This is a genomic window from Pseudomonas sp. EU05-FHT14B02, from assembly GCF_058791055.1.
Window position 1 is genome coordinate 88,642 of sequence record NZ_JBYTDD010000008.1, and the last position, 23,196, is coordinate 111,837.

Here is a 23,196-nt window from a genome sequence, read left to right on the forward strand (position 1 = left end):
ATGTCTGGTCGTCAGATCCAGGAATGGCGATTAGGCAGCGTGCCGTTGAGGCGATAGGCGCCGACCGCGTGATACTTCCAGCGCACCGGGTCATGCAGGGTGTGCACCCGGGCGTTGCGCCAGTGGCGGTCGAGGTTGAATTCGGCGAGGGTCGCGCGGCTGCCGGCCAGTTCGAGCAGCTTTTCGCTGGCCAGCAACGAAATCTCGGTGGTCAGCACCTTGGCTTCGGCCACGGCAATCGAGGCGCGGGCGGCGGACTCGGCGGTAAGCGGCGCGGCGCTGACCTGATCAAGCACCTGTCCGGCCTTGCGCAGCAACGCTTCGGCGGCGTGCAATTCGATTTTCAACTTGCCGATATCGGCGATCACGTACAGGTCGTCGCTGGCCCGCTCGACCTTGGCGTCGATCCACGGCCGGGCGCGGGTTTTCACGAAGTCGATGGCGTCGTCGATGGCGCCTCGGGCGATACCGGCGTCGATGGCCGCCTGAATCAGTTGGGAGACGGCACCCTGAATGTTCGGCGTGTCGTTGATCTTCCAGTTATCCACAACCAGTTCGGGGTCGACTCGCACGTTGTTGAGCAAAATCGTGCCGCTGGCGGTGGTGCGCTGACCGAAGCCGGACCAGTCATCGACGATGCGCAATCCCGGGGTGCCACGACGGATGAACGCCAGCACCTGCCTGCCATCGTCATTCAATGCCTTGACCGCAACCCAATGGGCGAACAGGGCGCCGGTGGAATAAAACTTCTGGCCGTTGAGGACGCCGTCTGCGGTCAGGCGTGCCTTCAGTTCCAAGGTGTTCCTGGTGCCGCGTTCCGGCCCGGCATTGCCGATGCGCCAGCCATCAAGAACGCTTTTGAACAGTTGTCGTTTCTGCGTTTCGGTGGCGCTGCCGAGGATCAGGTTAAGAATGCCGAACTGGTTTTGCGGGATCTGCCCAAGCGCCGGGTCGGCGGCGGAAATGATCGTGAAAACCTCGGCCAGGGTGACGAACGAAACCTGCGGGCCACCGTACTCGCGGGGGATGGAAATGCTGCCCAGGCCGCTGCGGGTGAACTGCTCGATTTCCGACCATGGGAGCTTGCGCTGCTGGTCTCGTTTGGCTGCTTGCAGGCGGGCGACTTGCGCCAGTTCGTGGGCCGCCTTGATGGCTTGAGCGTCGTTGCGCAAGATTTGTGCGGGCAACAACAGGGGGGCGACGTCCAGGTCACTCTGGACGATTGCATCTGCCAGACTGGACATCAGTGCCGCTCCTTGGCTGCACGCAATGCCCTGGCGATCTGCACTGGGGTGATTGTGTTCCGGACCATACCTACCTCACATCTTATGGAAGCGCCGCTTGTGGCGGCGCATGAAAACAAGGATGTCCGGTGGTCCGGTGTATATACCCTAAACGCGTATAAATATTTTATGAACTAACTTTTAGGAATATTGATAGAAGGATGATCCTGCGGCTGTGAGCGAGCCCTGTATTCATTGCTGCGGGATTCGGCGGCCTTGAGCACTTTTTTCGGGGGGACTTTCAGATAAGGATTGGCGCAACCGATCTTCAACGTGCGGGGCGGTGCCCAGCGGGAGTTGTTGCCCACCCTGTCGAGAATGCAGTAGGTCACTTCCAGCCGCAGATCTTCGCCGGCTTCGAGGATGATGGCCGGCGGTATCCAGACCTGAATCGGCTGCCCCACATCTGCGGCCTTGAGCCGTGGCAGATCCATGCGTACATCGCCCCAGCGCAGGGTGATTTCGTCGTCGACGGCCATGTTCAGGTACGGCTCGATGGTCAAGGGAACACCGCGCTTGACCTGGCTCGGATTGACCCCTTGACGGCGAATCGCCTCGGGAATGCTCACCGGTGCCAGGCACTGGTTTTCATCGCCGCACAGTGCGGAGGGTTGGCCTCCTGGGCAGTCGAGTTTGATCTGCACGTTTCGGCTGGCCGAAATCACCGGGTCTCGACCAACCTGCATGACCCGGTAGTAAATGCGTGAGGTCCCGTTGGCGACAAAACTTTCAGGCACCCGCAGCTGCACCGGTTGGCCGACATCGCTGGCCGTCAGCACGCGGGAGGCCACGTAGCAGTTGTCCCAGAACAGTTCGATCAGGTCGCCTTCGTCCATGGCGGGGTAGGGCGCCACATCGATCAGCAGGTGCGCCGCGCAAGTGACGTTGATGCCGGTCTTGTTGGATTGCGCCAGGGTCGGGGCCACAAGCCCGGATTTGTGCGAGGTGCTTTTCATGAAGTCTCCTTGAAGTCTTGCAGCGAAGTCCGTTTCTGGGAATTCAAAAACTAAATATCGAACAGCAAAACCGTTCATTACTTTTAATTGAAATAATGAATTTTGGCGTGAAGAGTGATGTTGGTCGGAGACTAGATAAGACTCAGGGGGAGCAAGTGTCAATAGGATTTATTAGTTGTGGGTGGTGCGCGATGTTATTCAGAAAGTTCCTACGGTGCAAAGTAAGTAAACCATGCCGCTGCGTCGAATTTGTCCGCTGAAAGTGGCTGAAACCGGGCCGCTCGGCGGGCGTTGTTGGCCAAGTGCTGCGAAAGGAACATGGTGGGGATAGGGGGGGTTATTGTTGCGATGCATATATATGTACCGCTCGCGCGTACAAAATATGTATATAGAGTGGATGGGTTTAGTTTGGTATTGATGAAGTGTTTTTTTCGGGGTGTCACTTCCGTCCATGGAAGATGACCATTGTTGAATCGGGGGGTGTTAGTTGTGGGCGTTATTCAGAAACTTGCTGAGGAATTGTTTTGTCCGCTCCTCTTTCGGGTTGGCAAACAATGCCTTCGCTTCGCCTTGTTCGACGATCACACCCTTGTCGAAAAACACCACACGGTTGGCCACGTCCCGGGCAAAGCCCATTTCGTGGGTAACGATCACCATGGTGCGCTTCTCTTCGGCCAGGCCGCGGATGGTCGCCAATACCTCGCCCACCAGCTCCGGGTCGAGGGCCGAGGTCGGCTCATCGAACAGGATCACTTCCGGCTCCATCGCCAGTGCCCGGGCAATCGCCACGCGCTGTTGCTGGCCACCGGAGAGGCGACGCGGGTAAGCGTCCTCCTTTCCCGCCAGGCCGACCTTGGCCAGGAGCTTCTTACCCAAGGCAACGGCGTCGGCATGTGGGGTCTTCTTGACCACGATCGGGCCTTCGATGACGTTTTCCAGGGCGGTGCGATGGGGGAACAGGTTGAAGTTCTGGAACACGAAACCAACGTGCTGGCGCAAACGCCGCACCAGGCTCTGCTGCTGGTTCAGCGGGCGGCTGGTATCGACCTCGATATCGCCGACCTTGATCCGGCCGCTGGTGGGTTCTTCCAGAAAATTCAGGCAGCGCAGGAAGGTGGTCTTGCCCGAACCGCTAGGGCCGATGATCGCGACCACCTCGCCTTCCTTGACCTCAAGATCGATGCCGTTGAGCACGATTTGACCCTTGAACTGCTTTGTCAGTTTTTCCACGACAATCATCGGGTCAGGACTCCTGGTCGTGCCGATTGACCCGCGCTTCCAACTGGTTCTGCAGGTGCGACAGCACCGTGGCCAGGACCCAGTAGATCAGTGCGGCGGCAAGATACATGGTGAAGATTTCGAAGGTACGGGCAGTGATCAGTTGCGCTTGGCGGAACAGTTCCGGCACCTGGATGGTAGCGGCCAGTGCCGTGTCCTTGACCAGTGAAATGAAGCTGTTGCCCAGCGGCGGCAATGCGGTGCGCATTGCCTGCGGCAGGATGGCCCGGCGCAGGGTTTGCGCACGAGTCATGCCGATGCTGGCAGCCGCTTCCCACTGGCCGCGCTCGATGGAGCTGATCGCGGCACGTAGGATTTCACAGGCGTAGGCGGCCATGTTCAGCGAGAAGCCGATCAGGGCCGCCGGCAGCGGATCAAGTTCCAGACCCAATTGCGGCAAGCCGTAATAGATCACGAACAGTTGCACCAGCAACGGCGTGCCACGAAAGAACGACACGTAGATGCGGGCCAGCCAGCTGACCGATTTGAAGCGCGACAGGCGCATCAGCGCCAGGCCGAACCCCATTACCAGGCCGAAGAACATCCCGCCCAGGCTGAGGATGACCGTGAAATACGCGCCCTTGAGCAGAAAGGGCGCGGAGTCCAGTGCGAGTTGGAAAGCTGCTTCCATTATTTGGTGACGTCAGCTTGGAAGTACTTTTCCGAGATCTTGGCCAGGGTACCGTCGGCACGCAGCTCGTCGAGGGCCTTGTTCACGGCAGCCAGCAGTTCCGGCTCGCCTTTGCGCAGGGCAATACCGGATTCCTGGCGGGAGAACGCCTGGCCGGCAGCGACGGTTTTCGGTGCTTTCTTGGCGTATTCAAGGGCGGCCAGGCGGTCGATCAGGATGGCATCGGTACGGCCGTTGTTCAGGTCGGCGAACTTGGTCGGATCATCGTCATAGGTGCGCACGTCGGCGCCCGGCACGTTGGCGCGGACCCACTGTTCGTAGTTGGTACCTAGGCCCACGCCGACTTTCTTGCCGGTCAGGTCAGCGGCGCTCTTGATGTTCAGCGCGGCTTCCTTGTCCTTCAGCACCAGCGCCTGAATCCCGGAAATGGTGTACGGCTCGGAGAAGTCATACTTCTTCTTGCGTTCCTCGGAGATGGTCACCTGGTTGACCACAACGTCCAGGCGCTTGGATTCCAGAGCGGCGAGGATGCCGTCCCACTTGGTTGGCTGAATCTTGGCCTTGACGCCCAGCTTCTGGGCCAGGGCTTCGGAGAGCTCGACTTCGAAGCCGGCCAGTTTGCCGTCGGCGTCGACGAAACTGAACGGTGGGTAGGTGCCTTCCAGGCCGACGTTAATCACGCCTTTGTCCTTGATTTGTTGCAGTTGCTCACCGGCAACCGCCTGGCCAATCAGGCCGGCGCTCAGTGCCAGGCCCAGCGAACCCACCAGCAGATTGCGACGTAGTGCGGAAAAATTCATGACAAGCCCCTGTGTTTTCTTATGGAAGACGCTTTTGTGAAAATTTGGCGAAATCGGGAATTAAGCGACAGCGCTATCCTGCCTTAAAGCAGCGTATGCGTCTCTCGGGAAATTCGCCTGTAGCATGACTATATGATGGCGTTCTTAGATTGGAAAATAATAATTAATCTTCTTGTTATTCAATTTTGGAATAGCTTGCGTTTTTACTGTAGGAGCGTGCTTGCACGCGATGGACGTCAACGATAACGCTGGCAACCGACACCCCGCGGTGCCCTGTCGTCCATCGCGAGCAAGCTCGCTCCTACAGGAAATCCTTGTAGGCAAACAGCGCCGGTGCCCCGCCGGTGTGCAGGAAGATAATCGGACCTTCGTTGAACCGCTGACGGCCGATCCCGTCCAGCAGGCCCGCCATGGCCTTGCCAGTGTAGACCGGGTCCAGCAGCAAGCCTTCCTGACTCGCCAGCAGCTTCACCGCTGCCAGTGTGCCGGCATTCGGCTCGCCATAACGCGGGGCGAAATACTCATCCCACAACTCGACCTTGAAAGCCTCCGGCAGGCTGACGCCCAGCAACTCGGCGGTGCGTTCGGCCAGGCCTTGAACCTTAGGTCGCTGATCTTCATCGCTGCGCGAAACCGTCACGCCAATCACTGGCAGATCCGGCAGCGCTTCACTCAAGGCCAGTGCCAGGCCGCTGTGGGTACCGGCGCTGCCCGAGGCCAGAACCACGGCGGCGAACTTCAAGCCGGTGTCCTTGATCTGCTCGGCCAGTTCCAGCCCCGCGCGCACGTAACCCAGGGCGCCCAAGGCATTGGAACCACCGATCGGCACCAGGTACGGCTTCTTGCCGTTGCTGCACAGTCGGTTGGCCAGGGCTTGCAGTTGCTCGTCGGCGTTGTCGAGGTTTTCCACCAATTCGACCTTGGCATCGAACAGGTCGAGCAGCAGACGGTTGCCGTTGCCGGTGTAATTGCTGTCGTCAGTGCCCAGAGGATTTTCCAGAAGAGCTACGCAGCCCAGCCCTAACTTTGCGGCAATGGCGGCTGTCTGGCGCACGTGGTTCGATTGTAGCGCGCCCGCCGTGATCAAGGTGTCGGCACCCTGGGCCAAGGCATCGGCGGCCAGGTATTCGAGTTTGCGCAGCTTGTTGCCGCCCATCGCCAGCGGCGTCAGGTCATCGCGCTTGACGTACAGGTCGCGGCCCAGCCAGGTCGACAGGCGTTCGAGTTTTTCCAGGGCGGTGGGCTGACCGAGCAGGTCGAGGCGGTTAAAGCGGGCGAGCTGTTGTTTGATCATGAGTCCGTACTGGCGGTTGAAGATCTCAGGACTATAGGCACGCCCAAAAGCCGGGGCAACCGTCAATCGCTTATAGCTAATCGAACTGAGCACAGCACTATTGGTTCTTAATTTGCCTCGCGACCCTTGCCGTAAAGTAATCGCCGTCAGTGCGGCCAGACAGTCCGGCCGCCCGTGAGGAGTTTTTACCGTGAGTGAGCGTTCCAGCCATTGGCAATTGCAGACCATCGTCAGCCAGCTGCGCACGGCACGTGAACAGTGGCGAGCACAAAACGGCCGGGCCAGCGGCGAGCAGGGCGGTCGCGAATTGCCGTCCCGCGCAGCCATGGCGGAGATTCTCGAAGCGCTTTGCGGTGCGTTGTTCCCGATGCGCCTGGGGCCGGTTGACCTGCGCGAAGAGAGCGAAGATTTCTACGTCGGCCACACCCTCGATGTGGCGCTGAATGCGCTGTTGGCCCAGGCGCGGCTCGAATTGCGCTACGCCGCGCGTCACAGTGCCCAGGCCGAGACTGAAGTCGAAGCCAAAACCATCCAGATCATTCAGGACTTCGCCCTCGCTTTACCAGGGTTGCGCAGCTTGTTGGACACTGACGTATTGGCTGCCTATCACGGTGACCCGGCGGCGCGCAGTGTCGATGAAGTGCTGTTGTGCTACCCGGGGATTCTGGCGGTGATACACCATCGCCTGGCCCACCATTTGTATCGCGCCGGGTTGCCGCTGCTGGCGCGGATCAGCGCGGAAATCGCTCACTCGGCCACCGGCATCGACATTCACCCTGGAGCGCAGATCGGCCGCAGTTTTTTCATCGACCACGGGACGGGTGTGGTGATTGGCGAAACCGCGATCATCGGCGAGCGCGTGCGGATCTATCAGGCGGTGACTTTGGGCGCCAAGCGCTTCCCGGCAGACGAGGACGGTCAGTTGCAGAAAGGCCAGCCACGACACCCGATAGTCGAGGATGACGTAGTGATTTATGCCGGGGCGACGATTCTCGGGCGGATCACCATCGGCCAGGGCTCGACCATCGGCGGCAATGTCTGGTTGACCCGCAGCGTACCGGCGGGCAGCAACCTGACCCAGGCGAATCTGCAGCATGATGATGGGGCGCAGAAGTAGGCCTCTAAATCTCCACTGATTTTTCTGGCCTCATCGCGAGCAAGCGCGCTCCCACAGGGGGACGCGGTCAACTGTGGGAGCGAGCTTGCTCGCGATTGGATTTCAAGCCGAATCGAGCCAGTGGTCCTGATCTGATCCTGCGCCGAACCCTCTCTTGAGCTAGCGTAATACCAGTACCGCCGAGCCCTGCGATTAGTCCTTAGCCCCCTATCCATGTTTAACTTGAACGTTCATTCAAGTTAAACCGGCGGTTCGCTGCCCGCTCACAACAGGAGGCTTGCCTTTGCTGAGTCCGATTTCTACAGCCACGTTTTACCCCTTCGAGGTGCACCGAACATGAGTGCATCGTCCATCCCTCCAAGCGGCCTGATCCGCATGAATCCGCCGGTGTTCTGGTTCTCGGCAAGCTTCATTCTGTTGTTTGGTGTCGTTGTCATCGCCATGCCCGAGCAGGCCGGTGCCTGGTTGCTGGCGGCGCAAAACTGGGCGGCCAATACGGTCGGCTGGTATTACCTGCTGGCGATGACCCTGTATCTGGTCTTCGTGGTGGTCACCGCCTTGTCCGGCTACGGCAAGATCAAGCTCGGTGCCGACCACGACGAACCCGAATTCAGTTATTTGTCCTGGGCCGGCATGCTGTTCGCCGCCGGGATCAGCATCACCCTGTTTTTCTTCTGTGTGTCCGAGCCGCTGACCCACATGCTGCAACCGCCCCAGGGCGAGGCCGGTACGGCAGATGCTGCGCGCCAGGCGATGCAGATTCTGTTTCTGCACTGGGGCCTGCATGGCTGGGGCGTGTTCGCCTTTGTCGGCATGGCGCTGGCCTACTTTGCCTACCGGCATAACCTGCCACTGGCCCTGCGCTCGGCGCTGTATCCGCTGATCGGCAAGCGCATCAATGGCCCCATCGGCTACGCGGTGGATGGCTTCGGCATCATCGCCACGGTGTTCGGCCTCGGTGCCGATATGGGCTTCGGTGTGTTGCACCTCAACTCGGGCCTGGACTACCTGTTCGGCATCGCCCACACCCAATGGGTTCAGGTCGGCCTGATCACCTTGATGATGGGCGCTGCGATCATCGTTGCCGTATCCGGCGTCGACAAGGGTGTGCGGGTCATGTCCGACATCAACATGCTGCTGGCCTGTGCGCTGCTGCTGTTCGTGTTGTTCGCCGGCCCCACGCAGCACCTGCTCAACACCCTGATCCAGAACCTTGGCGATTACCTCGGCGCCTTGCCGATGAAGAGTTTCGACCTCTACGCCTACGACAAACCCAGCGACTGGCTGGGCGGCTGGACAGTGTTCTACTGGGCCTGGTGGATAGCATGGTCACCGTTCGTGGGCCTGTTCATCGCTCGGATTTCCCGTGGTCGCACCATCCGCGAGTTCGTCTTCGGCGTGCTGCTGATTCCGCTCGGCTTCACCCTGGCGTGGATGTCGATCTTCGGCAACAGCGCCATCGATCAAGTGCTCAATCACGGCATGAGCGCGCTCGGCATGTCGGCCATCGACAATCCGTCGATGACGCTCTACCTGCTACTGGAAACCTACCCGTGGAGCAAAACCGTCATTGCGGTCACGGTGTTCATCAGCTTCGTGTTCTTCGTCACCTCCGCCGACTCCGGCACCGTGGTGCTGTCGACGCTGTCCGCCAAGGGCGGCAATCCTGATGAAGACGGGCCGAAATGGCTGCGGGTGTTCTGGGGCGCGATGACCGCATTGGTGACCAGCGCGCTGCTGTTTTCCGGCAGTATCGATGCGTTGAAGTCGGCGGTGGTCCTGACCTCGTTGCCGTTCTCGCTGATCTTGCTGTTGATGATGTGGGGGCTGCACAAGGCGTTTTATCTGGAATCGCAGAAGCAGATTGCGCAGATGCATTCCTTGGCACCAGTGTCCGGTTCACGGCGGGGCGGTTGGCGCCAGCGCCTGAGTCAGGCGGTGCATTTCCCGTCGCGGGATGAGGTCTACCGTTTCCTCGATACGACGGTGCGTCCGGCGATTGAAGAAGTGTCTGCCGTGTTCACCGAAAAGGGTTTGCACGTAGCGACACACCCGGACCCGGCCAATGACAGCGTCAGCCTGGAAATCGGCCATGGCGACCAGCATCCATTCGTTTATCAGGTGCAGATGCGCGGCTATTTCACGCCATCGTTTGCCCGTGGCGGCATGGGTTCCAAGCAACTCAACAATCGTCGTTACTACCGAGCCGAAGTGCATTTGAGCGAGGGCAGTCAGGATTACGATCTGGTGGGCTACACCAAGGAACAGATCATCAACGACATCCTCGACCAGTACGAGCGGCACATGCAGTTCCTGCATCTGGTGCGTTGATCAAGGCCTTCACGTTTCGGTGGTCAACACCATGAACAACACCAGCGCCGCCACCGGGACACCGAACACGGCGCTACCGACCACCAGTTCGCTGCTCAATGGCTGGCCGGCATGCACTATGCCGACTGCGCCGTTGATCAGCGTCAGCGCCAGCCACAGCAGGATAAAACTGTAGGCCAGGGTCTGGCGGGTGAAGCCGACTTTCTCGCCGATGTAGAGCATCAGCGCCAGGAGAATCAGGCCGAAGGTGATGATGATGGTGGTGTGCATGAACTGTTCCGCCCTTCAGATGTGCATTGCTTTGGAGGCAGCCATCGCGAGCAAGCTCGCTCCCACATTGATCTTGGTTGCTCACAAAATTTGTGCTCAAAGGAGATCCCCTGTGGGAGCGAGCTTGCTCGCGATTGGGGGCGCTGCGGTCTCAGTGTGAACTCAGTTAAACCAACCCGCCATTCACCCGCAAAATCTGCCCATTGACCCAACCCGAATCCGGCCCCGCCAGAAACGACACGACACGGGAGATGTCCTCCGGCTGCCCCAGACGCTCCAGCGGCGCCATTTTGGCGAAGGTCTGGATCTGTTCTTCGCTCTTGCCATGCAGGAACAAGTCGGTGGCCACGGGCCCCGGAGCCACCGCGTTGACGGTGATGTTGCGCCCGCGCATTTCCTTGGCGAATACCTGGGTCAGGGATTCCACTGCCGCTTTGCTGGCGATGTACACCGCATAGCCTGGCAGGTTCATGCCGACGGTGCTGCTGGAGAAGTTGATGATCCGGCCACCGTTGTTCAGGCGGGTCGCCGCTTCACGCAGGATATTGAAGATACCGCGAGCGTGGATGTTGAAGGTCTGCTCGAACAGTTCGTCGCTGTGCTGCGCGCTGGCACTTTGAGCGACTCCGCGCTGGTCGGAAAACGTGTCGCCAACCTACGCCAGATCACCTGCGCCAGCCCTGCCTATCTGCGTAAAAACGGCGAGCCAAAAAGCCTCGACGACCTGAAGAACCACCGCGCGGTGAGCTATGTCTTACGCACCACCGCCAAGTTGTTCCCGTTCGAATTCATGGTGGACGGCAAACTCAGGGAAGTGACCATCGATGGCGCCGTTTCGGTGTTCGGCGCCGAAATCTACGCAGCCTCAGCCATCGCCGGACTGGGCTTGATCCAGTGCCCGCATTACCGGATGGAAACGCAGATCGCTCAGGGGCTGGTGAAGGAAATCCTCACCGAGACACCGCCGCCGCCAATGCCGGTGTCAGTGCTTTATCCACACAATCGACATATGTCGTCACGGATTCGGGTATTTGTGGATTGGTTGGGAGAAGTGTTTGCGCAGGCCCGGTAGCTGGGAAGTCGGCAAGCATATGAAACGTTTCAGCCATTAGTCGAATCCGGGGTTTTCTGGCGTTTGTCTGGGCGTATGCTGGGCGACTGGCAAAGCAGTCGATACCAGATTCAAGACAGACAAGAGAGGATTCGATGACTTACACCGCTGCCGAAAACCGCTACGACTCCATCCCTTATCGCCGCGTGGGCCGTAGTGGGCTGGTGCTGCCGGCGCTGTCCCTGGGCCTGTGGCACAACTTCGGCGACAGCACACCGATCGATACCCAGCGCGCGTTGTTGCGCACGGCATTCGATCTGGGCATCAACCATTTTGACCTGGCCAACAACTACGGCCCGCCGTATGGCAGCGCCGAGATCAACTTTGGCCGTTTACTGCGCGAAGACTTCAAGCAGTACCGCGACGAGCTGATCATTTCCAGCAAGGCCGGTTGGGACATGTGGCCCGGCCCTTACGGTCAGGGTGGCGGTTCGCGCAAGTACGTGCTGGCCAGCCTCGACCAGAGCCTGCAACGCCTGGGCGTGGACTACGTCGACATCTTTTATTCCCACCGCTTCGATCCGGACACCCCGCTGGAAGAAACCGCCAGCGCACTGGCCACTGCGGTGCAGCAGGGCAAGGCGCTGTACATCGGCATTTCGTCCTATTCCGGGGTGAAAACCCGCGAAATGGCGGCGTTGCTCAAAGAGTGGAAAGTGCCGCTGCTGATTCACCAACCGGCCTACAACCTGCTCAATCGCTGGGTGGAAAAAGACCTGCTGGATACCACCGACGAACTCGGCACTGGCGTGATTGCCTTCACGCCGCTGGCGCAGGGATTGCTGACCGACAAATACCTCAACGGCGTGCCGACGGATGCACGGGTCAATCGTCCGGGCGGTGGTTCGTTGCAGGCGTCGCACTTGTCCGAAGCCAACATCGCCCAGGTGCGGGCACTCAACGAAATCGCCCAGCGTCGTGGCCAGAGCCTGGCGCAACTGGCGCTGGCCTGGGCCTTGCGCGATCCTCGGGTCACTTCGGCCTTGATTGGCGCGAGCCGGCCGGAGCAGATCATCGAAAACGTCGGGGCATTGAAGAACCTGAGCTTCAGTGCGCAGGAGCTGGCGGAGATTGACCGGTTTGCCCGGGAGGGCGGGATCAATCTTTGGGAGAAGCCTTCGACGGCGGAGTAATTTTTCGGTGTCTGTTCCGGCCCCATCGCGAGCTTGCTCGCGATGGGGCCAGTCCTGACTGCAAAGATTTCAGGTTCAGCGAAAGAAAGGCACATCCCCCAATACCGTCGCCCGCTGCATCACCCGCCGCACCGGCCGGTAGTCATCCACCGCGTAATGCTGGGTCACGCGGTTATCCCAGAATGCAATGTCGTCTTTCTGCCAGCGCCAGCGAATGGTGAATTCTGGCCGCGTTGAATGGGCGAACAGGAACTTCAGAATCGCCTCGCTCTCGGTTTCCGACAGTTCGTTGATCTTCGAGGTGAAGCCTTCATTGACGAACAGCGAGCGGCGTCCGCTGACCGGGTGCGTGCGGATCACCGGGTGTGACAGCGGCGGATTCTTGCGTCGTGCTTCTTCCCATTGGACCAGCGCCTCGGGCGTGTTGCCATAGCGCTCCAGCGGGAATGAGCGAGTGAAGTCGTGGGTGGCGGTCAAACCTTCGAGCAAGGTTTTCAGCGGCGTGGACAGGGCTTCATACGCCGCAATCCCGCTGGCCCACAACGTGTCGCCGCCATACTCCGGCAGCAACTTGGCGCTGAGCACCGCACCCAGGGCCGGAGTCGGCAGGAAGGTCACGTCGGTGTGCCAGATCGCGTTGTCGCGCACGTCGGTGACGGCGGTGTCGAGGATCAGCACTTCCGGTTGTTCCGGCACATTGGGGTAGATCGGGTGAATGTGCAGGTCGCCGAAATTCGCGGCGAATCGCGCCTGTTGCTGTGGCGTGATCGGCTGGTCGCGGAAGAACAGCACCTGATGCTTGAGCAGTGCCTGCTCGATGGTATCGCGCTGTTCAACGTTCAGCGGCTGACTGATGTCGATGCCGCTGATTTGCGCACCAAGGGCAGAGCTTAAGGGGACGATGGTCAAGTCACTCATGGTGATTCTCTTGAAATTCGGGGGTGTTGATTACTGTGGGAGCAGGGTAATCATTCAGTGAGCCTGACCATGCCACGGCACCAGTTTGCGTTGCAGGGTGCGCAGGCCCATCTCCATCGCGAAGGCGATCAGTGCGATCACCAGAATCCCCAGTACCACCACATCGGTGACCAGGAACTGTGCGGCCGACTGCACCATGAAGCCCAAACCGCTGGTGGCGGCGATCAGTTCGGCGGCAACCAGCGTCGACCAGCCTACGCCGAGGCCAATGCGCACACCGGTCAGAATGTCCGGCAAGGCACTCGGCAAAATGACGTGGCGAATCAACTGCGCCCGCGTCGCGCCCAAGGACTGTGCAGCGCGCAATTTCGCCGGGTCGACAGTCCGTACGCCAGTCGCGGTCGCAATGGCGATCGGGGCGAAAATTGCCAGGTAGATCAGCAGCACTTTCGACAATTCACCAATGCCGCACCAGATCACGATCAGTGGCAGGTAGGCCAGCGGCGGAATCGGCCGGTAGAACTCGATCAGCGGGTCAAGCACACCACGGGCGATACGGTTGGCGCCGATGGCGATTCCCACCGGCACAGCGGTGAGAATCGCAAAGCCGAGGCCCAGGCCGATGCGCCCCAGGCTCGCGCCGAGGTGCTGCCACAGGGTTGAATCCATATAACCCGAGGTCGCCAGTAGCCAGCCCTTTTGCAGCACGGCGGAAGGTGGTGGCAGGAACAGCGGCTCGATCAAGCCGGTCGCCGTCACGGCCCACCAAATAGCAACGAGAACGACCAGCGTCAGCACACTGATCCAGCGAGTGCTCAAACGGCGACTTGCTGGAGTTACGGCTGAGCCAGGCGTAATCGCCGCGACGGGAATTTCGTAACTGCTCATGCGCGCTCCTGCCGCTGGGCGGCGCTGCGTTGGGAGAACACTTTGGCGAGTACGTGTTCGCGGGTTTCGATAAAACGCGGGTCGGACTTGATCGAGCGGGCCGACTCACCGGCGGCATAACGCTGACCGAAATCGAGGCTCAGGCGTTCGACGATTTGCCCCGGGTTGGGCGCCAACAGAATCAGGTCGGTGGCGAGGAACACGGCTTCTTCGATGTCGTGGGTGATCAGGAACACCGGCTTGGCGGTGCGTTGCCAGACCTGCAGCAACAGCTCCTGCATCTGCTCGCGGGTAAAGGCGTCGAGGGCGCCGAAAGGTTCGTCCATCAGCAACACGCGCGGGTCGGCGGCGAGGGCGCGAGCCAGGCCGACACGCTGCTTCTGGCCGCCCGAAAGCTGCCAGATGCGGCGCTGTTCAAAACTGGACAGATCGACCAGGGCGAGCATTTCCCTGGCGCGAGCTTCGCGTTTTTCCCGGGCGATACCGGCCAGCTCCAGGCCGAACCCGACGTTAGCCAGCACATCTTGCCATGGCAGCAGCGCGTCGTCCTGAAACACCACGCCGCGCTCGGCACTCGGGCCTTTGACGGGCACGCCGTCGAGGGTGATGCGCCCGGCGCTGGGTTCGACGAAACCGGCAATCAGGTTCAACAGCGAAGTCTTGCCACTACCGGACGGGCCGAGGGCGACCAGCAATTGCCGGGGCCCCAGGCTCAGGGAGATATCCGCCAACACCGGTTCCGGGTTGCCGGGGTACTGTGCGCTGATGCGCTCCAGCTGTAGCAAGGCCATCGCGTTGACTCCAGATCAGTTGGTGATGAACTTGGCGCTGACGTACGGCGCGTAGTCCGGCAGCACGGCCTCGACCTTGCCTTGTTCCTTGAGGAACGCCGCGGTGTCGGTGATAGCTTTGGTGGTCGGTGCGCCGAGGGTGAGCACCTGGTCAGCCGCCAGCGGGTAGACGTTGCCTTGCAGCAGCAATGGAATGTCACTGGCCTTGGCACCAGACAGTTTTACAAGCTTGTCGACGTTGCCCTGATTGGTGAGCCAGGCTTGCGGGTCTTTGCGGTAATCGGCGTAGGCGTCCAGGGTCACTTTGGCGAACGCGGTGACGATCTCCGGATGCTTCTCGGCGAAATCCTTGCGCACGATCCAGGCATCGAAAGTCGGTGCGCCGAACTTGGCCAGCTCGCCGGAGGTGATCAGCACTTTGCCGTTTTCCTTGGCGACACCGAGGGCCGGATCCCAAACGTACGTGGCGTCGATATCACCGCGTTTCCAGGCGGCAATGATCGCGGGTGGGGCCAGGTTGAGAACGGTGACTTTCGACGGGTCGATGTTCCAGTGCTTCAGCGCGGCGAGCAGGCTGTAGTGGCCGGTGGATACAAACGGCACGGCGATTTTCTTGCCGATCAGGTCTTGTGGGGTCTTGATCCCGGAACCGTCGCGGGCAACCAAGGCTTCGGCGGCGCCGATCTGGGTGGCGATGAGGAAGGTTTGCACCGGGACTTTGCGGGTGATAGCCGCGGTCAGAGGGCTGGAACCGAGGTAGCCGATCTGCACGTCACCAGAGGCGATGGCGGCGATGATATCGGCACCGTTGTCGAATTTGCGCCAGCTGATATCGGCCTTGGTGGCCTTTTCGTAGGCGCCGTCAGCCTGGGCGACTTTTGCCGGGTCAACGGTGGTCTGGTAGGCGACGGTGAAGTCGGCCGCCTGGGTAAAAAAACTCGCGGTAGCCAAGGACGCGGCCGCCAGCAAGCGTAGAGGGAAAGTCAGTTTCATCAGAAAGCTCCTTGTCAGGCGACCGAGTGTCGGCGTGAGAAAGAGACTAAATGATCTAATAATTCGAAAATAAATAACTTTTTCGAATTAGCTTATGAGAGGACAACTTGAGGAGCGACCGCTACGCGGTCATCGCGAGCAAGCTCGCTCCCACAGTGGGCCATTGAACCCTGTGGGAGCGAGCTTGCTCCGGGTGGCGTTTCGACGATAAGGTCCGCAGGACCTTCAGTTACTGATCGCCAGAATGCTCGCCTGGTATGCCCCGACGAACACATCGAAATCACCGACTTCGTTCTGCTCCAGCTCAGCCTGCTGAGCCAGCGAAGAACGCGCCCGCTCTTCAAACTTCGCCTGTTCCTCAGCCGGCAATGGCTCGCTGAGGAAGAACTCGGCATGGGCCTGGCTCTGGCGCAGGGAGAACTGGGCAAAGCTTTCCTTGTGTTCGGCCATCGCCGCCAATACCTGGGCCGACGGCGTCAGGGACGGGTCCTGGACCTTGGCCATCTGGGCGTCCAGCGCCTTGCTGTGGGCGTCGCCGCCATGGCTCTGGTCGAGCATCGCCGCCAGAGGGGCGATTTTTTCCAGCAGCTCGCCGGCCCATTCCTTCAGGTCAACCGGCTGGCCATCCCGTTGCAGTTGCAGGCCCGGACGACGACCTTCCTTGACCACGCTGAGGAAGTTCGAAGTCGCGTTGCCACAACTGGTGCTGGTGAGCAGCGGGCTATCGTTGAGCGCGCAGTACAGCAGGAACGCATCGAGGAAGCGTGACTCGGTAAGGTCGATGCCCATCGGCAGGAACGGGTTGATGTCCAGACAGCGTACTTCGACGTACTGGATGCCACGGGCCATCAGTGCCTGGATAGGGCGCTCGCCGGTGTAGGTCACGCGTTTGGGACGGATGTTGGAGTAGTACTCGTTTTCGATCTGCAGGATGTTGGTGTTGAGCTGCACCCACTCGCCATCCTGGTGGGTGCCGACTTCGACGTATGGCGCATACGGCGTGGCCACCGCTTTGCGCAGGCTGTCGGTGTAGCTGTTCAGATCGTTGTAGCACGGCGTCAGGCCGGCCTGGGCGTTGCTCTGGTAACCCAGGTCGCTCATGCGCAGGCTGGTAGCGTACGGCAGGTACAAGGTCTGCGGGTCCAGTTGTTCCAACTGGTGCGAACGACCGCGCAAGAAGCCGGCGTCCAGTGCCGGCGAGGCGCCGAACAGGTACATCAGCAGCCAGCTGTAGCGGCGGAAGTTACGGATCAGCGCGATATAGGACGCCGACTGGAAGTCGCGGTCAGTGCCGACAAAGCCTTCGGCCTGCTTGAGCAAAGGCCAGAGTTTTTCCGGCAGGGAAAAGTTGTAGTGGATGCCAGCAATGCATTGCATGGTCTTGCCGTAACGCAGGGCCAGACCCTTGCGGTAGACGTACTTGAGCTGTCCGATATTGGACGTGCCGTAATAGGCGATCGGGATATCTTCCTCGGCCGGCAACGGGCACGGCATCGATGGGCTCCACAGATACTCATTGCCGAGCTTGCTGTAGGCAAAGCGGTGAATGCTGTCCAGGCTCGCCAGCGTATCGGCAGGATCGGGCAGGGCCGGGGTGATGAACTCCAGCAGCGACTCGGAATAGTCGGTGGTGATCTGTTCATTGGTCAGCGCGGAACCCAATGCTTCCGGGTGCGGCGTTTGCGCCAGGCGACCTTCATCGGTCACGCGCAGGCATTCACGTTCGATGCCGTGAAGGCACTGTTCGAGCAGAGAGAGGTTAGCGCGCTCGCCGAGCAGGGCCAGGCGGCGGTTGAGAAGTTCGCTCAAGTTGGATTCCTTCACGCGTCAGTCGCCCCAATATGGGGGTGGGCAAGACGGTCTACAAGGGTGAAGTTAAAACTGGCGTTTTCGCCTGGTTTTCGGACCACGCAGGCCCATACCCTGTAGGAGCGAGCTTGCTCGCGATGGAGGTTAACGATAACGAGGGGTGCCTGAGTGCAAACGGCGCCCTGACGTTCATCGCGAGCAAGCTCGCTCCTACAGGTCATAACGCCGAAATTAACTCAATTTGATGACGACTAGCTACAGGACAGCGAACGTGCCTTGTGCTTTTGCGACCAGTTTGTCGCCCTGCATCACATCGGCTTCAACCACCAGTGTGCGGCGGCCCGGGTGGATCACCCGCGCCGTGCACATCACTTCGCCGTCGGAAACCGCGCGAATGTAGTTGATCTTGCACTCGATGGTCGCGCTCTGCTGGTCAAAGCCGTGGGTGCTGGAACAGGCCAGCCCCATGGCAATGTCCACCAGGCTGAACAAGGCCCCGCCGTGCAGCTTGCCGCCGCGATTGCGCAGCTCCGGTTCCAGCGCCAGGGCGACTTGCGCCACCCCGGTTTCCAGGCTGTGCAAGCGGCAGCCCAGCAGCCTGAAAAACGCACTTTCGGTCAGCCCGGCTGGAATGTCCATCAGCGTTTCTTCAACTGCTTGGCATTGGCGAACAGCGAGGCCATGGCATTGTTGCTCGGGGCCGCTGCCGTGGTTTCCTTGCGCGGTGCGGTGTTCTGGGATTGGCGTGGCGCCGAACCCGGACGTGCGCCGCGGGCACCGTCGATTTTCTCGCCCGGGGTGTCGCTCATGCGCATCGACAGACCCACGCGTTTGCGCGGGATGTCGACTTCCATGACCTTCACTTTCACCACGTCACCGGCCTTCACCGCTTCTCGTGGATCCTTGATGAACTTCTCCGAAAGCGCAGAGATGTGCACCAAACCGTCCTGATGCACGCCGATATCGACGAAGGCACCGAAGTTGGTCACGTTGGTGACGACGCCTTCTAGGATCATGCCCAGTTGCAGGTCCTTGAGGTCTTCGACGCCTTCCTGGAACTCGGCGGTCTTGAACTCGGGGCGCGGGTCGCGACCGGGTTTTTCCAGTTCCTGGAGGATGTCGGTCACGGTCGGCAAACCGAAGGTTTCATCGGTGTACTTCTTCGGATCGAGACGCTTGAGGAACGCGGCATCGCCAATCAGCGAGCGAATGTCACGGTCGGTTTCGGCGGCGATGCGCTGAACCAGCGGATAGGCTTCCGGGTGAACCGCCGACGAGTCCAACGGGTTTTCGCCGTTCATGACGCGCAGGAATCCGGCGGCCTGTTCGAAGGTTTTTTCACCCAGGCGCGCGACTTTCTTCAAGGCTGCGCGAGTCTTGAATGCGCCGTGCTCATCGCGGTGGCTGACGATGTTCTGTGCCAGGGTCGCGTTGAGGCCGGAGATCCGCGCCAGCAGTGCCACGGAAGCCGTGTTCACGTCGACGCCGACGGCGTTCACGCAGTCCTCGACCACCGCATCCAGGCCACGGGCCAGTTTCAGCTGCGACACGTCGTGCTGGTACTGGCCGACACCGATGGATTTCGGATCGATCTTCACCAGCTCGGCCAACGGGTCTTGCAGGCGACGGGCAATCGACACGGCGCCACGGATCGACACGTCCAGGTCCGGGAACTCCTTGGAAGCCAGTTCCGAGGCGGAGTAAACCGATGCGCCGGCCTCGGAAACCATGACCTTGGTCATTTTCATGGCCGGGTATTTTTTGATCAGTTCAGCGGCCAGCTTGTCGGTTTCGCGACTGGCGGTACCGTTGCCGATGGCGATCAGGTCCACCGAGTGCTTGGCGCACAGGGCGGCGAGCACGGCGAGGGTCTGGTCCCACTTGTTGTGCGGCACGTGCGGGTAAACCGTGGCGTGATCCAGCAGCTTGCCGGTCGAGTCGACCACGGCGACCTTGCAACCGGTGCGCAGGCCCGGGTCGAGGCCCAGGGTGGCGCGCGGGCCGGCCGGGGCCGACAGCAGCAGGTCGTGCAGGTTGTGGGCGAAGACGTTGATCGCTTCGGTTTCCGCGCCATCGCGCAGCTCGCCCAGCAGATCGGTCTCCAGGTGGGTGTAGAGCTTGACCTTCCAGGTCCAGCGCACCACTTCGCCCAGCCATTTGTCGGCGGCGCGGTTCTGGTTCTGGATGCCGAATTGCTGGCCGATCATGCCTTCGCACGGGTGCATGGTGCCCGGCAGTTCGTCGCCGACTTTCAGCGCGGAGCTGAGGATGCCTTCGTTACGGCCACGGAAAATCGCCAGCGCGCGGTGCGACGGCATGCTTTTGAGCGGTTCGTCGTGTTCGAAGTAATCGCGGAACTTGGCGCCTTCCTCTTCCTTGCCGGCAATCACGCGGGCGCTGAGGGTGGCTTCCTGCTTGAGGTAGCTGCGCAGCTTGTCCAGCAGGCCGGCGTCTTCGGCGAAGCGTTCCATCAGGATGTACTTGGCGCCTTCGAGGGCAGCCTTCACATCGGCCACGCCTTTTTCCGCGTCGATGAAGCGTGCGGCTTCGGTTTCCGGGCTCAGGGACGGGTCGTTGAACAGGCCGTCGGCCAGCTCGCCCAGGCCTGCTTCCAGGGCGATCTGGCCCTTGGTGCGGCGCTTCTGCTTGTACGGCAGGTACAAGTCTTCGAGACGGGTCTTGGTGTCGGCGAGCTTGATGTCGCGTTCAAGTTGCGGGGTCAGCTTGCCCTGCTCCTGGATGCTGGCGAGGATGCTGATACGCCGTTCGTCGAGTTCTCGCAGGTAGCGCAGGCGCTCTTCCAGATGACGCAATTGCGTATCGTCGAGGCTGCCGGTCACTTCTTTCCGGTAACGGGCGATGAAGGGAACGGTAGAGCCTTCATCGAGTAGCGCGACGGCCGCTTCGACCTGTTGTGGGCGTACACCGAGTTCCTCGGCGATGCGGCTGTTGATGCTGTCCATAAAACCACCTGACAAATTGTGAAAGCAGGCTCGCAGGCGCAGAGATAGGGCCTGGGCGAGTCTGGTTGAGCGGCCTGGCCCGCGCCGCTACCTGGATCAAAAGGTATCCCGTTGACCCGTGAAATCGAACAATTACTGCCGACGCCATGAAAATAAATGGTGCCCGTCTGTAGTACCTGTCTGATGTTGCCTGACACAAAAGGCCGCGCATTATAACCAGCGTTCCGGCATTCGGGGACATCGCGGGTTGCAGGTGAAATGGCCGGTTTTCTGGCACTAAAGGAAAAATCTGCTAACAATGCACACGGTGCGTATAACGGCAGCTACGCCATAATGCGCGCCGAGATCAAAGGAGCATCCAATGAGCAGCACTGCACAAACTGCTGAAGGCGAAAAAATTCTTATTGTTGACGACGATCCTGGGCTCAGCAGCCTGCTGGAGCGTTTTTTCGTCAGCAAGGGCTACCGCGCCCGCGCCGTACCGAACACTGAGCAAATGGATCGCCTGCTGGCGCGCGAAGTGTTCAACCTGGTCGTACTCGACCTGATGCTGCCCGGTGAAGACGGCTTGACCGCCTGCCGCCGTCTGCGCGGCGCGAACAACCAGATTCCGATCATCATGCTGACCGCCAAGGGCGACGAGCTGAGCCGCATCAAGGGCCTGGAGCTGGGTGCCGACGATTACCTGGCCAAGCCGTTCAACCCCGATGAGCTGATGGCTCGTGTCAAAGCGGTCCTGCGTCGCCAGTCGGCTCCGGTGCCGGGCGCGCCAGGCAGCGAAGACGAAAGCGTGACCTTCGGTGACTATGAATTGTCCCTGGCTACCCGCGAGCTCAAGCGCGGCGAAGAAGTGCACATGCTTACCACCGGCGAGTTCGCTGTACTCAAGGCCCTGGTGATGAACGCGCGTCAACCGCTGACCCGCGACAAATTGATGAACCTGGCCCGTGGCCGCGAGTGGGATGCCCTGGAGCGTTCCATTGATGTGCAGATTTCCCGTCTGCGCCGGATGATCGAGCCCGATCCGTCCAAACCGCGTTACATCCAGACTGTCTGGGGCGTGGGTTACGTGTTTGTACCGGATGGTACCGCCACCAAGTGATTGGCGATTTGTAGGAGCGGGTCACGCGGACAACGGATCAATCGATCCTGTCCGCAGACTCGCGATCCGCAATATGCGAGCATCGCTCGCTCCTGCAAGTGTTTAACGGTTATCCATGAAAACCCCCGTTTGGTTCCCCCAGAGCTTTTTCTCCCGCACCCTTTGGCTGGTGCTCATCGTCGTACTCTTCTCCAAGGCGCTGACCCTGGTTTATCTGCTGATGAACGAAGACGTGCTGGTGGACCGCCAGTACAGCCACGGTGTCGCCCTGACGCTGCGCGCCTATTGGGCTGCCGATGAGGAAAACCGCGGCAAGATCGCCGAGGCCGCGACCTTGATCCGGGTGGTGGGTGCCGGCGTGCCGGAAGGCGAACAGCACTGGCCTTACAGCGAGATCTACCAGCGGCAGATGCAGGCGGAGCTGGGTGCCGACACTGAAGTCCGGCTGCGCATGCATTCGCCACCGGCGCTGTGGGTCCGGGCGCCAAGCCTGGGCGATGGCTGGCTGAAAGTACCGCTTTATCCCCATCCGTTGCGCGGCCAGAAAATCTGGAACGTGCTGGGCTGGTTCCTCGCTATTGGCCTGCTGTCCACCGCTTCGGCCTGGATCTTCGTCAGCCAGCTCAATCAACCTTTGAAGCGTCTGGTGTATGCCGCGCGGCAACTTGGCCAGGGCCGCAGTGTGCGCTTGCCAATCAGCGATACGCCGAGCGAGATGACCGAGGTGTACCGCGCCTTCAACCAGATGGCTGAAGACGTCGAACAGGCCGGTCGCGAGCGTGAATTGATGCTGGCCGGGGTTTCCCATGATTTGCGCACGCCGTTGACGCGATTGCGTCTGTCCCTGGAGCTGATGGGCGATCACACGGACCTGACCGACGACATGGTGCGTGACATCGAAGACATGGATGCGATTCTCGATCAGTTCCTGGCGTTCATTCGTGACGGGCGCGACGAGTCGGTGGAAGAGGTTGACCTGAGCGACCTGGTCCGTGAAGTTGCCGCGCCGTATAACCAGACCGAAGAAAAAGTGCGGCTCCGGCTGGAGCCTATCCAGCCGTTTCCGCTGCGTCGGGTATCGATGAAGCGGCTGCTGAACAACCTGATCGGCAACGCACTGCATCATGCCGGCAGCGGTGTGGAGGTTGCGGCGTATGTGTCCGGGGATACCAGCGCACCGTATGTAGTGCTGAGTGTCATGGACCGTGGTGCCGGGATCGATCCTTCGGAGCTGGAGGCGATTTTCAACCCGTTCACCCGTGGTGACCGTGCCCGGGGTGGCAAGGGTACCGGGTTGGGATTGGCGATCGTGAAGCGGATTGCCTCGATGCATGGCGGCAACGTTGAGCTGCGTAACCGCTCGGGCGGTGGGCTGGAAGCTCGGGTGCGGTTGCCGTTGGGGCTGCTGCTGCCGCGGGATGCCGTTTAAGGCCTGATTTTCAGTGGGGCTGACGACCCCTTCGCGGGCAAGCCCGCTCCCACAATGATTTTGGCTAAAACCCTGTGGGAGCGAGCTTGCTCGCGATGG

Annotated in this window: 19 protein-coding genes and 2 pseudogenes; 6 read left to right on the forward strand and 15 right to left on the reverse strand. The window is 60.5% G+C overall.

All coding sequences use genetic code 11. The annotated features are described in order from the left end of the window. Window positions 1-11: 11 nt before the first annotated feature. The 6 genes from AC3WTM_RS10175 to AC3WTM_RS10200 all read right to left on the reverse strand — a co-directional run bounded on the left by AC3WTM_RS10175 (window position 12) and on the right by AC3WTM_RS10200 (window position 6,242). Window positions 12-1,244: an SfnB family sulfur acquisition oxidoreductase gene (locus tag AC3WTM_RS10175; protein ID WP_102670671.1), complete on the reverse strand. Its 1,233-nt coding sequence runs from the start codon at window positions 1,242-1,244 to the stop codon at window positions 12-14. A 173-nt stretch (window positions 1,245-1,417) separates the two neighbouring features. After that, window positions 1,418-2,239 carry a hypothetical protein gene (locus AC3WTM_RS10180; protein WP_102670672.1) on the reverse strand — a complete coding sequence of 274 codons (822 nt, stop codon included), beginning with the start codon at window positions 2,237-2,239 and terminating at the stop codon, window positions 1,418-1,420. 483 nt (window positions 2,240-2,722) lie between these two features. Further along, entirely contained in the window at window positions 2,723-3,478 is a 756-nt protein-coding gene (gene tcyN / locus AC3WTM_RS10185) for an L-cystine ABC transporter ATP-binding protein TcyN (RefSeq protein ID WP_057712481.1), read from the reverse strand. Between the two features lie 4 nt (window positions 3,479-3,482). Then, window positions 3,483-4,148 (reverse strand): cystine ABC transporter permease, encoded by a 666-nt coding sequence (gene tcyL / locus AC3WTM_RS10190; protein ID WP_102670673.1) that lies wholly within the window; start codon window positions 4,146-4,148, stop codon window positions 3,483-3,485. Further along, entirely contained in the window at window positions 4,148-4,948 is an 801-nt protein-coding gene (gene tcyJ, locus AC3WTM_RS10195) for a cystine ABC transporter substrate-binding protein (RefSeq protein WP_102670674.1), read from the reverse strand. Before tcyJ ends, tcyL begins: the two co-directional genes overlap by 1 nt. Window positions 4,949-5,249: 301 nt before the next feature. Continuing rightward, entirely contained in the window at window positions 5,250-6,242 is a 993-nt protein-coding gene (locus tag AC3WTM_RS10200) for a D-cysteine desulfhydrase (RefSeq protein WP_057712479.1), read from the reverse strand. Between the two features lie 190 nt (window positions 6,243-6,432). Here AC3WTM_RS10200 and epsC point away from each other — a divergent pair, with 190 nt between their 5' ends. Next, window positions 6,433-7,359 carry a serine O-acetyltransferase EpsC gene (epsC, locus tag AC3WTM_RS10205; RefSeq protein ID WP_090452493.1) on the forward strand — a complete coding sequence of 309 codons (927 nt, stop codon included), beginning with the start codon at window positions 6,433-6,435 and terminating at the stop codon, window positions 7,357-7,359. A 375-nt stretch (window positions 7,360-7,734) separates the two neighbouring features. Next, entirely contained in the window at window positions 7,735-9,690 is a 1,956-nt protein-coding gene (betT, locus tag AC3WTM_RS10210; protein ID WP_173677922.1) for a choline transporter BetT, read from the forward strand. Window positions 9,691-9,699: 9 nt separating this feature from the next. Here betT and AC3WTM_RS10215 read toward each other — a convergent pair whose 3' ends face one another. Then, window positions 9,700-9,960 carry a hypothetical protein gene (locus tag AC3WTM_RS10215; RefSeq protein ID WP_102670676.1) on the reverse strand — a complete coding sequence of 87 codons (261 nt, stop codon included), beginning with the start codon at window positions 9,958-9,960 and terminating at the stop codon, window positions 9,700-9,702. 166 nt (window positions 9,961-10,126) lie between these two features. Continuing rightward, window positions 10,127-10,567 (reverse strand): annotated as a pseudogene (locus tag AC3WTM_RS10220) (SDR family oxidoreductase); the annotation flags it as partial. Here AC3WTM_RS10220 and AC3WTM_RS10225 point away from each other — a divergent pair. Both AC3WTM_RS10225 and mgrA read left to right on the forward strand, forming a co-directional pair. Further along, window positions 10,553-11,032: pseudogene (locus AC3WTM_RS10225) on the forward strand (LysR substrate-binding domain-containing protein); the annotation flags it as partial. The pseudogenes AC3WTM_RS10220 and AC3WTM_RS10225 sit on opposite strands and share 15 nt — an antisense overlap. A 134-nt stretch (window positions 11,033-11,166) precedes the next feature. Then, window positions 11,167-12,204 carry an L-glyceraldehyde 3-phosphate reductase gene (mgrA, locus tag AC3WTM_RS10230; RefSeq protein WP_102670677.1) on the forward strand — a complete coding sequence of 346 codons (1,038 nt, stop codon included), beginning with the start codon at window positions 11,167-11,169 and terminating at the stop codon, window positions 12,202-12,204. A gap of 75 nt (window positions 12,205-12,279) precedes the next feature. Here mgrA and tauD read toward each other — a convergent pair whose 3' ends face one another. The 7 genes from tauD to AC3WTM_RS10265 all read right to left on the reverse strand — a co-directional run bounded on the left by tauD (window position 12,280) and on the right by AC3WTM_RS10265 (window position 20,566). Further along, window positions 12,280-13,122, reverse strand: a complete 843-nt coding sequence (tauD, locus tag AC3WTM_RS10235; RefSeq protein WP_102670678.1) for a taurine dioxygenase — start codon at window positions 13,120-13,122, stop codon at window positions 12,280-12,282. Between the two features lie 54 nt (window positions 13,123-13,176). Continuing rightward, complete coding sequence (gene tauC, locus AC3WTM_RS10240) at window positions 13,177-14,010, reverse strand: taurine ABC transporter permease TauC (protein ID WP_102670679.1); 834 nt, start codon at window positions 14,008-14,010, stop codon at window positions 13,177-13,179. Then, window positions 14,007-14,801, reverse strand: a complete 795-nt coding sequence (gene tauB, locus AC3WTM_RS10245; RefSeq protein WP_102670680.1) for a taurine ABC transporter ATP-binding subunit — start codon at window positions 14,799-14,801, stop codon at window positions 14,007-14,009. Before tauB ends, tauC begins: the two co-directional genes overlap by 4 nt. A 15-nt stretch (window positions 14,802-14,816) precedes the next feature. Then, window positions 14,817-15,794, reverse strand: coding sequence for a taurine ABC transporter substrate-binding protein (tauA, locus tag AC3WTM_RS10250; protein WP_102670681.1), 978 nt, complete (start codon window positions 15,792-15,794; stop codon window positions 14,817-14,819). A gap of 225 nt (window positions 15,795-16,019) precedes the next feature. After that, window positions 16,020-17,603, reverse strand: a complete 1,584-nt coding sequence (gene gshA, locus AC3WTM_RS10255) for a glutamate--cysteine ligase (protein WP_102670682.1) — start codon at window positions 17,601-17,603, stop codon at window positions 16,020-16,022. A gap of 255 nt (window positions 17,604-17,858) precedes the next feature. Beyond that, window positions 17,859-18,242: a PaaI family thioesterase gene (locus AC3WTM_RS10260; protein ID WP_102670684.1), complete on the reverse strand. Its 384-nt coding sequence runs from the start codon at window positions 18,240-18,242 to the stop codon at window positions 17,859-17,861. Continuing rightward, window positions 18,242-20,566 (reverse strand): Tex family protein, encoded by a 2,325-nt coding sequence (locus tag AC3WTM_RS10265; protein WP_102670685.1) that lies wholly within the window; start codon window positions 20,564-20,566, stop codon window positions 18,242-18,244. The genes AC3WTM_RS10260 and AC3WTM_RS10265 overlap by 1 nt, the downstream gene beginning before the upstream one ends. A gap of 361 nt (window positions 20,567-20,927) precedes the next feature. Between AC3WTM_RS10265 and ompR the strand changes: the two genes are divergently transcribed. Both ompR and AC3WTM_RS10275 read left to right on the forward strand, forming a co-directional pair. Further along, on the forward strand, window positions 20,928-21,668 hold the full coding sequence (gene ompR, locus AC3WTM_RS10270; RefSeq protein WP_007983158.1) for an osmolarity response regulator transcription factor OmpR: 741 nt from the start codon (window positions 20,928-20,930) through the stop codon (window positions 21,666-21,668). Between the two features lie 115 nt (window positions 21,669-21,783). Next, window positions 21,784-23,097: an ATP-binding protein gene (locus AC3WTM_RS10275; protein WP_090452519.1), complete on the forward strand. Its 1,314-nt coding sequence runs from the start codon at window positions 21,784-21,786 to the stop codon at window positions 23,095-23,097. The last annotated feature ends 99 nt before the right edge of the window (window positions 23,098-23,196 follow it).